Here is a 13,784-nt window from a genome sequence, read left to right as displayed (position 1 = left end):
GCACCTTGGCTCACGCCATAAGCCCTCGGGGGGCGCCAGTTACCCGACCTGATTACCGCCGCTTGGAACACACTCATCCTAATTTTAGTTCCACAGCAGCGGTCATCTAAGAGGAGAGACATCATGTCTCAATCCACCAAGTTTGACTTTGAATTTGCCCTGGCCGATGCAGGCCACTCCCTGAATATCGACTTTGCTGCCATCAAAGAGCAGTTCTCCATTGTGGATGTCGCCTCGGCCCTGACCGGGCAAGACGTCAAGAAAGTCGGCTCCAACACCTATCGACTGGATGATGCCAGTTGCCCACTGTGCGGTCATAACGACTGCTTCACCCTCTATCCTGACCCTGACGACAATAACTTCCACTGCTTTAGCTGTGAGGAGAGAGGGGACGTGCTCAAGCTTATCGTCAAGAAGGGTCTGGCTAGTAACGCCTACGATGCAGCCCGCTTGCTTCTGCTGGGCGAGCTGTCAGTCACCCCGACCGTTCGCAAAGTGGTGAAGCTGGAGCAGCCGATCTACACGGCCCCACCTGCTCGCCTGCAAGAACTCTTCAATCTCGCAGCTAGTCACTATCAGTCCCGTCTGGATGTAGACGAACTGATGGAGTTGCGTGGCCACTCTGAGGAGGTGCTGGTGGAGCTGGATATCGGCTTCTCCGGTGGCTTGAACAAGGCATTGAAGGATGCAGGGTTCAGCCAAGAAGAGCGACTGGCCTCCGGTCTGGTCAAGCCTCGCAAGGATGCCCCAGATCTGCTTCGAGACTTCTTTCCGAGCGGTGTCTATGTGTTCCCGCACTTCGACCGCAACGGACAAGTCAGTCGCTTCACCTTCAAGGACCCGAGCAAGCAGCACCAGTACCAACAGCCGAGCGCCTGTTGGCTTAACGGGGTGCAGTTCTACGGGGAAGAGTGTCTGAATGCTCCAGGTACTGTCGCCTTGGTAGAGGGGGAGAATGACCGCCTGTCACTAGTAGATGCCGGTTGGCCAGGCCCTGTGCTGGCTACCATTGGCACGCTGTCACAGACCCAGCTGGAGTGGCTGAAGCGTGAGCTGACTGACCGTGACGTCGTGACCTTCTTCGACACTGATGAAGCAGGCGACAAGTACCGTTCCAAGGTGGCCCAACTCGGTCTCAAGCTGACCCAAGTCAAGCTGCCGGAAAGTGTGAAGGACATCGACGAATACCTGCATGGCGACAACCCCTTGCCTCTGACCGAGCTGGTGGCGGCATTCACCCTGGTTGAGCCTGTGGCCGAAGCCGAAGCCGAAGCCGAAGCCGAAGCCGTTCAGGACGATGATCAGCATCCGGAAGTCGTCAAGGTCCTGCCACGTACAGCCATCTTTGAAAACGAGCTCAACGATTCGGCCAACGCCGAACGGTTCGTGCAGATGCACGGGCATAACCTGAAGTTCGTCCCTGAGTTAGGTGGCTTTATCTACTTCGATGGTACGCACTGGACCCAGAATGACTTGACGCCCATGATCCTTGCTCAAACCGTGGGCAAAGAGCTCCAGAACATCGGGCAGGCGTTGATCAAGCAGGCGTGCAAGAAAGAGGAGCTGTCTTGGGCCTATGCCGTGCTCAGACACGGCTCAAGCAGCCTTAACCGGGCAGGCATTCAGAACATGCTGGAACTGGCCAAGCCGATGATGACGGCAAGACTGCACGAGCTGAACGCCAATCCGATGCTGTTGGGCACGGCGAATGGTGTCATCGACTTGAAGTCGGGTCGCCTGTTGGCACCGAGACGGTCATTCATGATGACCCACCATAGCCCGGTGGCCTATGACCCAGCCGCCACCTGCCCACGATGGGAGCAGTTCATCGGCGAGATCACCTGTGGTGATGCCGAGTATGCCGCCTTCCTGCAACGTTGTGTGGGCTACTGGATCACCGGCCGCACCGACGAACAGCTCCTGTTCTTCCTCCACGGGGGCGGCTGCAACGGCAAGAGTACCTTCATGTCGGTCATCCAGCAGTTGCTGGGAGAGTTCAGTCGGCAGATCAGCAGCAACGTCTTGCTGTTCAACCGCAACGGCAATACTGGTCCAAACCCGTCCCTGACCAAGCTGGTGGATGCACGCCTCGTGGTCGCCAACGAGCTGCCAGAGGGGGCCCGTATGGATGAGAACTTGGTGAAAGCCATGACGGGGGATGACGTGATTGTCGCTCGTGCTCCCTACGCCAAGAAGGAGATGGAGTTCCGCCCATCCTTCTCTCTGGTGATGGTGGGTAACCACAAGCCCGAGATCCGCGATACCAGCAATGGCATGTGGCGTCGGATGCTGATGCTGCCCTTCAATGCCTCCTTCACCAAGGCACAACTGGACCCAATGCTGATGGAGAAGCTGCGGGCCGAGATGCCCGGCATTCTGAACTGGGCCATCCAGGGCTGCCAAATGTGGCAAGAGCAGAGGCTCAAGGCGTCGACGCCTGCTCGCCTCAAGCAGGATGTCGAGACCTACCGTGCCGAGTCCGATATGGTAGGTTGCTTCCTGGAAGAGTGCACCCAGGCCAGAGCAGGGGCCAAAGTGCCCATGAGCGAGGTCTATGCGGCCTACAGCCGCTGGGCACAGCAGAACGGTGAATGGGCCATGAAGCAGCTGGCCCTCAAGAAGAAGCTGATGGAGAAGGGCTTTGCCACTACCCGCTATAACAGCAAGGCCACTCTTGTCGGGCTGGTGTTGACCGACAACGAGATGGCCGATATGACGGCCTCACCCCGTCAGACAGAACTCGGTGCTAACTACACCGTATAACCAAACGAGGGGCCTACGGGCCCCTCTGCCGTTTATGATTTCTCTGCTTTGCCGCCAACAAAGGCAAAGGGTCTAAAGCGAGCAGCGAATCTGCTATAAAATCATATATTTACAGAACTTTTCTTGTGTGAAAGTTCATAAGAAAATTCTTAAAAGTGCCAGAATTTCAGCCGTTCGGTAGGCCCATCGTTCCCTTTAACCTGCATCAGCAAAGGATGATAGTGCTGCTTCCATCACCTCATTGAGCTTCTCCAGCGAGACATCCCCACCGTATCGGTCATAGCTGATCGCCCCGTTGGTATGCCCCAAGATCGCCGCTGCATACTGCAATGGCACTCCGTGATCTTTGAGGGCTGTCCCCACGGTATGCCGCAGGCTGTGGAAGTCCTTGTCGACGGGGCGATGGCGGCTAAACCACTGCCCCCACAGGTGGCTGTATCCATCCTGGCGATGGGGCAATTCATGGAAGAGGCGTCCCCCTGCCCTTCCCTTCACAAACTCGATGAAACCGCTCTGGAGGAGATATCGATGGAGAGGAACGAGACGAGCACTGTTGACCGTCTTGAGTTTCTGATCTGGCCGTCCATTGCGAATATTCAGGCACCATATACCGTCAACCTGTTGCACATCATCGGCATAGAGCTGACAGATTTCGTTGGCACGAGCCCCGGTGAATAGACCTAGCAGAGCAATCCACCTACGGTGGGGTTCTTGCTGCTTAGTCCACCCGATAAATTTGCGACGTTCTTCCGCTGTGTACCCACTTCGTGAGTTCACCTCCTTGGCTCGCTGCAGCTTCAATCCGGCGAAGTGGTTGATGACCCCATCCTGATGGTTAGCCAGCCAGCTAAACAGCAGGGAGAGCTTCTGTAGATACTTGTTGATGGTGGTCGGACTCTTGCCGGAGTTCAGCAGGTCCTCCTTGAACTTGACCACATCCGCTTTCGCATAGTCAGCAGCCGGTCTATCACCCAGCGCCTTGATGAAGCAGCCGATGTAGTTCTTCTGGTTGCTGAGCTCTTTCGGTGCCCAGGAGAGGGCCTTCTCTTTCAGATAGCGGTCACTCAGGACCGACAACAGCGGAGCAAGCGGTTTGGCCGCCGGAACAGCAGGCTTGATGTGCGGCTGAGGTTGAGGGTTCTCTGGCTCGCTTGCGGATTGCACGACTGGCTGAGCTCTGGAACGCACACAGGCAAGCAGCTTCGCAACAGCTGCACGGGCCGTCAGCTTGTCTCGGGTATGCAGGGATTTTTTGATCTCTTTACGACGACCACAGGGGAGCGTGGTCACTTTCCGGTAATACCAGATGCCGTGGGGACTGAGCCAGAGATTCATCTATGAGCTCCTCGTCGTCCACACAAAGTGGATGACCAAGGGCTTTAGGAAGGTAACTTATTGAATCTCAGAAACAAGTGGTGGCCCTACCAGCCACATCCCGGCACTCGAGTCCCCCGCCTTGGCTGCTACCTTCCGGTCCTGACCAGGTCGACGGGTTATCAATGCGAGAGGACCAATAGGACCACCGGCGAGGAGAATAGGCAAACTGGCCCCTCAATGCAATGGCTTTCTACCGCATCGCGAGCCGTTCGCCTTATTTTTCAACAATCTGGCCAAGGGTTCAGCTAAAGAGCATGAATTTGGCACCCACCAGCAACATGAGCAGGGCAAAGGCCTGCTTGAGCCGCCGGGGTGACATACTGTGTGCCAGTCTGGCGCCCAGACGGGCAAACTGGGTGCTGGTGAGCACGATGCCAAGCAGGGCCGGCAGATAGATGAATCCGACGCTCCACTCGGGCAGATCGGCGTCTCCCCAACCGGCATAGAGGTAGCTGAGGCTGCCTGCCAGGGCGATGGGCATGCTGCAGGCGGCGGAGGCGGCCACGGCGTTGCGCATGGGCACCGAATTCCAGGTGAGGTAAGGCACGGTCAGCGAGCCGCCACCGATGCCGAACAAGGCCGACATCCAGCCGATGACGGTGCCCGCGATCCCGGTACCAAGGGGGCCCGGCATGTGTCGCTCCGCTTTTGGCCTCAGATTGAGCCCCATCTGCAGGGCCATGGTCCAGGCGAAGCAGCCGATGATGATGTTGAGGGTGCTGGCGCTGAGCAGGTTGGCGGTCATGCCGCCGAGCCAGGCACCGACCAGCATGCCGGCGCCCAGGCGCCGAATCATCCCCCAGTCCACCGCTCCTGCCTCTTGGTGCGCACGCAGGGAGCTGAAACCGGTGAAGATCATGGTGGGCAGCGAGGTGCCGAGGGCCAGATGGGTGATGATCTCCGGCGCCACGCCCTGTGCGTGAAAACTCAGGACCAGCACGGGGACGATGATGAGGCCGCCGCCGATACCGAACAGCCCGGCCAGCATGCCCGCGAAGGCGCCCAACACCAGATAGCCCACAAACAGCATAAACATTCCTTCAATAACGAAACAGCGGTCAACTTGACCGCCATTGCCCATAAAAAAGAGATGGCATCTTGCCATCCCTTTATTGTGCCGATTAATGCAGGGGAATGGTACCGTCCATCACCTTGTAGAACGCCAGCACGGCGCAACCGAGCAGGGCTGCCGTCATCCCCTGCTCCAGCCGATTGAGGCTGCGCAGGCCGTGGTGCTGGCGCGCCTTCCAGTAGATGAAGATCCCCGGGCTGTAGAGCAGCGCCACCAGCAAGAGGTACTCCACCCCGGCGGCATAGACCAGCCAGCAGCCATAGACGGTGGCCACCAGGGCCAGCAGCAGGTCGCGCTTGCGCTGATGGGGCTGGCCCGCGTAGGTCTCCCCTTTCAACGCCAGCTTGAGGCCGTAAGCACCGGAGAAGACATAGGGCACCAGGGCCGCCGAGGTGGCGATGTTCACCAACGCCAGATAGGTGCTGTTCTGGAAGTAGATGATGATGAGGAAGATCTGCACCAGGCAGGTGGAGCACCAGAGCGACACCTTGGGGGAGCCGTTCTTGTTCTCCTTGGCGAACCAGGCCGGGAAGACCCCGGTCTTGCCCGCGATGTAGGGCACTTCCGCCGCCAGCACGGTCCAGCTCAGCAGGGCCCCCATCACCGAGATCACCAGGCCGATGTTGATGAGCCAGGCGCCCCAGGGGCCGACCACGGCTTCCAGGATCATGGCGGTGGAGGGGTTCTTGAGGGCCGCCAGTTGCGGCTGGTTCATGACCCCCAGGGAGAACAGGGTCACCATGACGTAGAGCGCCAGGGCGCCGAGTAGCGCCAGCACGGTGGCGCGGCCCACGTCCTTGCGATGGCGGGCACGGGCGGAGACCACCACGGCCCCCTCGATGCCGATGAAGACCCAGAGGGTCACCTTCATGGTGGACTTCACCTGATCCATCACGGAGCCGAGCTCGGGACTCCCCTGCCCCCAGAGATCCAGGGTGAAGGTCTCCATGTTGAAAGCGAGCAGGATGGCTACACAGAAGACGATGAGGGGCACCATCTTGGCGATGGTGGTGACGATGTTCACCAGTGCCGCCACCTGGATGCCGCGCAGCACCAGGGCATGCACCGACCAGATGAGCAGGGAAGCGAGCGTGATGGCGACCGGAGTATTGCCGTCACCGAAGATGACATTGTCCGGCGTGTCGAAGAAGTAGCTCAGCGCACTGAACACCACGATGGCGTAGGAGACGTTGGCCAGCAGCTGGCACAGCCAGTAACCCCAGGCGGCGTTGAAGCCGACGAAATCCCCGAACCCCGCCTTGGCGTAGCTGAAGATGCCGCCATCGAGATCCGGTCGACGCATGGAGAGATTCTGGTAGACCAGGGCGAGGCAGATCATGCCGATCCCCGTGATGGCCCATCCCAGGGCGACGGCCCCGGCACTAGCGTGCGCTGCGATGTTTTGCGGCAGACTGAAAACCCCGGCACCGACCATGGAGCCGATCACCAGCGAAATGAGGGCACCCAGCCCCAGTTTCTTGTCCATCTCAAACCTGTTTTATTAGGCGGCGGCTGAGCATCCGTATTCATACAGCGCGCGACATGGGAGGGGCTAAAAATCCGTACCCCGTGAAAAAGGCGGCAACTATATTGCATGACTATTCCAGCCGCAATCCCTCTTGCCGTCAATCATGAGCCGCCTTGACCGCGCGCAATTTTACAGCACTGACCCGGGGTGCCTGTGAGCTGGTTCAAATTAAGAAAGACCCGTTGATATTTCACGACTTTTCATGATGCCGCCCCGCTTTTCAAAAGCCGGACCTGCATGGCTATGCACCCTTGCACTGGGGCCTTTCCCCTGCAAAAACGCCCCTGCAGGAGGGGCGTCAGAGAGGGTATATGCAGGGGGGACTAGAGCCTCAAGCCACCGTCCAGCTCGATCATCCGCCCCGACAGATAGTCGTTGGCAAGGATGAACTGCACCGTCTGGGCCAGCTGCGCCGCCTGCCCCAGGGTGCCCACCGGGATGGCCTGCTGCATGCGGGCCATGGCTTCGGGTTTCATCGCCGCCGTCATGTCGGTGGCAAAGACGCCGGGGGCGATGCCCATCACCCGGATGCCGTGACGGGCCAGCTCCTTCCCCCAGGTGACCACCAGAGAGGCCACCCCCGCCTTGCTGGCGGCATAGTTGCTCTGGCCCATGTTGCCGGCACGGGCGATGGAGGAGATGTTGATGATGACGCCACCCTCCCCGCCGATGGCCATCAGCGCCGCCCCCTCGCGCCCGCACAGGAAAGTGCCGGTGAGATTGACGTCGATGACGCTCTGCCACTGGGCAAGGCTCATCTTCTCCGTCAGAGCCCCCTCCTTCACCTTGATCAGCATGCCGTCGCGCAGGATGCCGGCACAGTTGACGAGGCCGTGCAGGGCATCGAACTGATCCTTGATGGCGGCGAAGGTCGCCTCGACCTCTGGCTCGCTCGCCACGTTGCAGACGAACAGGGCGCAGCGGCCGTCACGGCTGCGCACTTCCGCCTCGGTCACCTCCAGATCGGTGCGGTTAACGTCGATGAGGGCAAGCACGGCCCCCTGCTCCGCCAGACTCAGGGCGATGGCGCGGCCCAGCCCCCTGCCTGCCCCCGTGATAGCAATGACTTTCTGTGTGATATCCATAAATGCTCCTGGTGAGATGGCCGGTGACTGTCGAGTCAAGGACTATCGGGTAAATAGGTAGATAGCGGCCCTTAACCCGGCGCGGTCTTGTCCCGATAGAGCTCGAGGATGCTGGAGAAATCCTTGTTCTCCTGGCCCAGGCTCCCGTGCAGGTTGAAGAGGTTGCGGGCCAGGGCCCCCATGGGCACGGCGCTGTGGGCATGTTCCGCCAACGCCATGGCGAGCCCCAAATCCTTGACCATCAGCCGGGTCATAAAGCCCCCTGTATACCCACGGGATGCCGGGACGTTCTCCATCACCCCGGGCCAGGGGTTGTAGCGCTCAAGGCTCCAGTTGTTGCCCGAACTCTTGCCCATTATGGTGGAGAGCACGGCGGGATCCAGCCCCTCCTTGACCCCGAGCGCCAGCGCCTCGGCGGTGCCCGCCATGTGGATGGCGAGCAGCATGTTGTTGCACATCTTGGCGATCTGGCCGGCGCCAAGCGCCCCGGCGTGAAACAGGTTCTGCCCCATGCAGGCGAGCACGGGTCTGGCCGCTTCAAAATCCGCTTGTTCGCCGCCGACGATGAAAGTGAGCGTGCCCGCCGCCGCACCGGCCACCCCTCCCGAGACGGGGGCATCGAGAAAACGGATGCCGCTCGCCTTCGCCGCCGCCCCCACCTGACGGGCCGAGGCCACGTCTATGGTGGAGCAGTCGATGACCAAGGTGCCGGGCGACAGGGCCGCCAGCAGATCCTGGCCACCCCGCTCACCGGCACTCTCCCCCAGCCAGAGGCTGCGCACGTGCTCGCCCGCTGGCAGCATGCTGATGACCAGCTCGCAGCCGCTCACCGCTTCCCGGGCATTCCCGGCGGCAATACAGCCAGCCTCGATGGCCCGGCTCAGGCTCTCGGGCACCAGATCAAACACCTGCACCCTGTGCCCCACCCTGGCCAGGTTGGCGGCCATGGGGCCCCCCATGTTGCCAAGCCCGATAAACCCAATCCTTGTCATGGTGTGCTCCTTGTGTGTGATCCCGCGTCAGCGGAGGCGCAAGGGGTTGTCCCCCTCGGGCCAGCGATAGAAGGCATCCAGCCAGGCCTCGCCCGCCTGCGGGGCCTGCCAGCGAGGGGATTTGTCCTTGTCGATGAGCAGAGCCCGCACCCCTTCCACGAAGTCCCCTCTGAGCACGCAATTGACCGAGAGGGTCAGCTCGTCGGCAAACACCTCGGCCAGGGACTGGCGCCGTGCCTGCCAGAACTGGCGCCAGAGGATGGCGCGGCTGATAGGGCTGCCGCGAAGGCAGGTCTCCCGCCCCTGAACCAGCGCCGGTTCGTCCAGCTTGGCGCCCTCGAGGCGTGCCAGCACCCCTCGCAGGGAACGGCCAGCCAACAGCGCATCGATGCGGGCCTGGTGGGGCAGCAGTACGGGAGGGGGCAATGCCTGACCAGGGGCCTCCTGCAAATCGGTGAGCAGCGCCTCGATCTGCTCGCAGGGGTCGCCTGCGGACCAGTCGAGGGCGGCGAGGCGCGCCGGCAGCTCCGCCCGCTCGCGGCTCTCCATGGCATGATCCGCGAGCCCCAGGCCGATGGCGTCCGCCCCGTTGAAGCGGGCACCGGTGAGGCCGAGCCAGAGTCCGAGCCGCCCCGGCATCCGGCTCAAAAACCAGCTGGCCCCCACGTCCGGATAGAGGCCTATGGTTACCTCCGGCATGGCGAACAGACTCTTCTCTGTCACCACCCGGAATTCGGCCCCGGCAAAGAGGCCGATGCCGCCCCCCATGCAGATGCCGTCCGCCACGCAGACAAGGGGCTTGCCGTAGCAGTGGATGTGGTGATCGAGCCGGTACTCCTGCAGGAAGAAGTCGCGGGCATAGCCGAACAATTCAGAGTGGCTCGCCTCCTGCTTGCGGTAATAAAAGGAGCGGATGTCACCACCGGCGCAGAATGCCTTCTCGCCGGCCCCTTGCAACAACACGCAGACGATGGCCGGATCCTGCTCCCAGCGGGTCAACGCCCCCTGCAACAACTGGATCATCTCAAGGCTCAGGGCGTTGAGGAAGGCGGGGCTGTCCAGAGTCAGCATGCCGATGTGGCGGCCATCCGCCGTGGGATGGGTCTCGATGCGCACGGGCTCACTCATGGTCGGCCCCCGCAGACCGGGTATCTGCCCCTGCGACATGGCGGGTCGCCATCAATACCTCATTCATCCTTCACTCCCTCACTCTTTCGGCCTGGATTGGTCATAACGCCACCGCGGGGCCCGCTTCTCCAGGAAGGCCGCCACCCCTTCGCGCTGGTTGGCATCGTCAAACAGGGCGAGAAAGAGGCGGCGCTCGAGCGGCAGCGCCGCGTCCCTGTGGGTGCTTCGCCCCTGATTGATGAGCTGTTTGCAGGCGCGCAGGGCGCTCGGGCTCTGGCGCTCCACCAGCTGGGCCATCTGCTGCGCCGCCTCCCAGGCGTGCCCCTCGGTCACCACCTCCTCCACCAGCCCCATCTCGTAGGCCAGGGTGGCGCTCACCTTCTCGCCGCAGAGGATCATCCGCTTGGCCCAGCCCGGCCCCACCAGCTCGGTGAGGCGCTGGGTGCCGCCAGCACAGGGCAGGAGCCCCACCGAGGCCTCCGGCAACCCCAGCTTGGCCTGCTGCTCGGCGATGCGGATGTCGCAGGCCAGCGCGACTTCGAGCCCCCCTCCCATGGCATAGCCGTTGATGGCGGCGATGCTGACCCCGTGAAAGCGGGCCAGCGCCTCGAAGGCGTGGCCAAAGGCCTCGGCCACCTCGCGGGCATGCGCCAGGCTGCCGTCGGCGAACATCTTGAGATCGGCGCCGGCGCAGAAGAATTTCTCTCCAGCACCGCGGATCACCAGGGCCACCACGTCGGGGCGACCATCCAGCTCCACCATCATCTGCAAGAAGGCTTTCAGGCTGGCGAGCGTCCAAGTGTTGGCGGGTGGGTGATCGAGGGTGATGTAGGCCACGTGGCCGTGATATTCGAGCCTGATCCTTGTCATTGCGTTGTCCTTGTCAAAAAAACTGCCCCATGATGACAGGGTTGAATGGAGCCAACCTGCACCTGGCTCACAAAGCCTGAGGACGCGCCGACTGCATCCTCAGGGCAGGCTACTCCCGCTACTCCAGCGACAGGCCGGGGTCGGCCAGCAGGCGGCGGGCGATGATGAGCCGCATCACTTCATTCGTCCCTTCCAGAATGCGGTGCACCCGGGTATCGCGCAGATAGCGCTCAAGCGGATACTCGCGGATATAACCATAGCCGCCAAAGAGTTGCAGGGCGTCGTCGCAGATGCGGTGCCCCACGTCGGTGGCAAAACGCTTGGCCATGGCGCACCAGGCACTTTTGTCCGGGCTGCCCTCATCGAGTTTGGCGGCCGCCTGGCGCACCAGCAGGCGGGCGGCCGCGAGCTCGGTGGCCATGTCGGCCAGGCGAAACTGCACGCTCTGGAATTCGCTGATCGGGTGTCCAAATTGCTGGCGCTGCTGCACATGGGCCAGGGCATCGTTGAGAGCCTGCTGGGCTGTGCCCAGCGAACAGCTGGCGATGTTGATGCGCCCCCCATCGAGCGCCCGCATGGCGAACTTGAACCCTTCCCCCTCCTCCCCCAGCCGGAAGCGAGCGGGAATGCGCACGGCGCTGAAGTTCACCTCCCGGGTCGGCTGGCTGTTCCAGCCCATCTTCTCCTCCGCCTTGCCGTAGCTCACGCCGGGGGTCTGGGCCGGTACCATGAAGGCGGAGATCCCCTTGGCCCCCTCGCCACCGGTGCGGGCCATCACCACCAGCACGTCGGTGCTGCCGGCACCCGAGATGAACACCTTGCTGCCGTCGAGGAGGTAATCCTCGCCATCGCGCACGGCGCGGGTCTTGAGGGCCGCAGCGTCGGAGCCTGCCCCCGGCTCGGTGAGGCAGTAGGATCCCAGCAGCTCGCCGCTGGCGAGCCTGGGTACCCACTCTTCGGCCACCTCGGCAGGCAGCCAGCTACCCAGCATCCAGCTCACCATGTTGTGGATGGTGAGATAGGCGGTGGTGGAGGTGCAGCCCATGGCGAGGCGCTCGAAGATGAGGCTGGCATCGAGCCGGCTCAGGCCCAGACCGTCATACTGCTCCGGGGTATAGAGGCCACACAGACCCAGCGCCGCCGCCTGCTTGATGGTGGGGATGGGGAACTCGTGCTCCCTGTCCCAGCGCGCGGCATGGGGTTTGAGCGCCAGATCGGCGAAGGCGCCGGCCGACTCGACACAGGCCCGTTGGGATTCGGTCAGGGTAAAATCCATCTTGTTCGCTTCCTTTGTACTTGTTCCGTCGATCCGTTGCTGTCAATGGGGGCGCCCGGGCAAAGTGGGCAACCTGCCATCAGCGCAGCTGAATGGTCATATTGGGGCCGCTGGGAATGTCTTCGTCGAACCAGCGCTCCGTCACCGTCTTGGTCTCGGTGTAAAAACGCACCGCCTGTTTGCCGTAGGCGTGCAGATCCCCGTAGAAGGAGCCGCGCCAGCCGGTAAAAGAGAAGAACGGCAGCGGCACCGGGATGGGCACGTTGATCCCCACCTGGCCCACCGCCACCTCGTGGCGGAACTTGCGGGCGGCGACGCCACAGCCGGTGAAGAGGGAGGTGCCGTTGCCATAGGGGTTGGCGTTGATGAGGGCAAGCGCCTCATCCAGGCTCCCCACCTCGAGGCAGGCCAGCACGGGCCCGAAGATCTCCTCCCGGTAGATGCGCATCTCGGGGGTCACACCGCGAAACAGGGTCGGCCCCACCCAGTTGCCCACCGGGTAGCCGGGTACGTCGCAAAAACGGCCGTCCAGCAGGCACTCGGCTCCCTCGGCAATCCCCGCCTCGATAAGCCCCTCCACCCTGACTTTCGCCTCCGGGCTGATGAGGGGGCCGTAGGCGGCCTCGGGATCGTGCCAGACACCGGGTTTCACCTTGGCGAACTCGGCGGCGAGCTCGGGGATCCACTCCCTGGCGTTCCCCACGAACACCGCCACGCTGATGGCCATGCAGCGCTGACCGGCGGCGCCGACTCCGGCTCCCACGAGGTTGCCGAGTACCTGCGCCTTGTTGGCATCCGGCATGATCACCATGTGATTCTTGGCGCCGACAAAGCACTGGGCCCGCTTGAGTTGCGACGTGGCGCTGCGATAGACGTGGCCGCCGACCCGGGCCGAACCCACGAAACTGACTGCCTTGATATCGGGATGGGCCAGCAGCGCATCCACCTGCTCGGCGCCGCCATGCACCACCGACAGAATGCCCTTGGGGGCCCCCGCCTCGGTAAACAGCTCGGCCAGGCGCATGGGGGTGAGGGGATCCTGCTCGGAGGGCTTGAGCACGAAGCCGTTGCCGCAGGCCACCGCCAGCGGGAACATCCAGAGCGGGATCATGGCCGGAAAGTTGAACGGCGTGATGCCGACGCAGACCCCGAGGGGCTGCACCCAGGAGTGGCCATCCACCCGGCGCGCCACGTTGCCCATGGTCTCCCCCAGGGTCTGGCTGGCAATACCGCAGGCCTGCTCCACCACCTCGATGCCGCGCCACACATCCCCCTTGGCATCCGCCAGGTTCTTGCCGGTTTCCTGGGCCAGCAGGGTCGCCAGCTCGTCGTGATGCACTTTCAACAGATGCTGGTAGTTGAACATGACCCGGGCCCGCTCGGGGGCCGGCACCTCCCGCCACTGCAGGTAGGCGTCGTGAGCGGTGCGCACCGCCAGCTCAATTTCCGCAGAGGTAGCTTTCGGCACCCGCGCCAGCAGACTCTGATCCGCCGGGTTGGTCACCTCTATCCACTCGTCACTTGCGGACGGACACGCCTCGCCACCGATGTAGAGCGGCAGATCCCCGTACTGGGTGTGATGCTGGCTCATGCCCCCCTCCTAGCCCGTTGGCAGGCGATGGCAGGCCACTGCAGGCCGGCCACATCCATGTTGCTGTTGCACATCCTGTTCACTCCTTGCGCTCCTCTGCCC

The 13,784-nt window shown here is 62.4% G+C and carries 10 protein-coding genes and 1 other RNA gene; 1 reads left to right on the top strand and 10 read right to left on the bottom strand.

Going from position 1 to position 13,784, the window contains the following annotated elements:
* Positions 1-123 precede the first annotated feature (123 nt).
* Positions 124-2,763, top strand: coding sequence for a phage/plasmid primase, P4 family (locus tag AB5Y68_RS03090; protein ID WP_368206912.1), 2,640 nt, complete (start codon positions 124-126; stop codon positions 2,761-2,763).
* Between the two features lie 195 nt (positions 2,764-2,958).
* Here AB5Y68_RS03090 and AB5Y68_RS03085 read toward each other — a convergent pair whose 3' ends face one another.
* From AB5Y68_RS03085 to AB5Y68_RS03040, 10 genes are all read right to left on the bottom strand, one after another.
* Positions 2,959-4,098 carry a tyrosine-type recombinase/integrase gene (locus AB5Y68_RS03085; RefSeq protein WP_368206911.1) on the bottom strand — a complete coding sequence of 380 codons (1,140 nt, stop codon included), beginning with the start codon at positions 4,096-4,098 and terminating at the stop codon, positions 2,959-2,961.
* An 84-nt stretch (positions 4,099-4,182) separates the two neighbouring features.
* An RNA gene (gene ffs / locus AB5Y68_RS03080) (signal recognition particle sRNA small type) lies at positions 4,183-4,279 on the bottom strand.
* Between the two features lie 102 nt (positions 4,280-4,381).
* Positions 4,382-5,170 (bottom strand): sulfite exporter TauE/SafE family protein, encoded by a 789-nt coding sequence (locus AB5Y68_RS03075; protein ID WP_010674601.1) that lies wholly within the window; start codon positions 5,168-5,170, stop codon positions 4,382-4,384.
* 91 nt (positions 5,171-5,261) lie between these two features.
* On the bottom strand, positions 5,262-6,698 hold the full coding sequence (gene arcD / locus AB5Y68_RS03070) for an arginine-ornithine antiporter (protein ID WP_010674600.1): 1,437 nt from the start codon (positions 6,696-6,698) through the stop codon (positions 5,262-5,264).
* Positions 6,699-7,063: 365 nt separating this feature from the next.
* Positions 7,064-7,825 carry an SDR family oxidoreductase gene (locus tag AB5Y68_RS03065; RefSeq protein ID WP_039039067.1) on the bottom strand — a complete coding sequence of 254 codons (762 nt, stop codon included), beginning with the start codon at positions 7,823-7,825 and terminating at the stop codon, positions 7,064-7,066.
* Positions 7,826-7,896: 71 nt separating this feature from the next.
* Positions 7,897-8,817 carry a 3-hydroxyisobutyrate dehydrogenase gene (mmsB, locus tag AB5Y68_RS03060; RefSeq protein WP_039039066.1) on the bottom strand — a complete coding sequence of 307 codons (921 nt, stop codon included), beginning with the start codon at positions 8,815-8,817 and terminating at the stop codon, positions 7,897-7,899.
* 27 nt (positions 8,818-8,844) lie between these two features.
* On the bottom strand, positions 8,845-9,945 hold the full coding sequence (locus AB5Y68_RS03055) for an enoyl-CoA hydratase/isomerase family protein (RefSeq protein WP_039039165.1): 1,101 nt from the start codon (positions 9,943-9,945) through the stop codon (positions 8,845-8,847).
* Positions 9,946-10,023: 78 nt separating this feature from the next.
* On the bottom strand, positions 10,024-10,815 hold the full coding sequence (locus tag AB5Y68_RS03050) for an enoyl-CoA hydratase (RefSeq protein ID WP_039039065.1): 792 nt from the start codon (positions 10,813-10,815) through the stop codon (positions 10,024-10,026).
* A 118-nt stretch (positions 10,816-10,933) separates the two neighbouring features.
* On the bottom strand, positions 10,934-12,091 hold the full coding sequence (locus AB5Y68_RS03045) for an acyl-CoA dehydrogenase family protein (RefSeq protein WP_039039064.1): 1,158 nt from the start codon (positions 12,089-12,091) through the stop codon (positions 10,934-10,936).
* A 79-nt stretch (positions 12,092-12,170) separates the two neighbouring features.
* Positions 12,171-13,682 (bottom strand): CoA-acylating methylmalonate-semialdehyde dehydrogenase, encoded by a 1,512-nt coding sequence (locus AB5Y68_RS03040; RefSeq protein WP_039039063.1) that lies wholly within the window; start codon positions 13,680-13,682, stop codon positions 12,171-12,173.
* Positions 13,683-13,784 lie beyond the last annotated feature (102 nt).

This window comes from Aeromonas sp. R6-1 (assembly GCF_040908165.1).
GTDB lineage: Bacteria > Pseudomonadota > Gammaproteobacteria > Enterobacterales > Aeromonadaceae > Aeromonas > Aeromonas caviae.
This window is presented reverse-complemented; position numbering and strand designations above follow the sequence as displayed.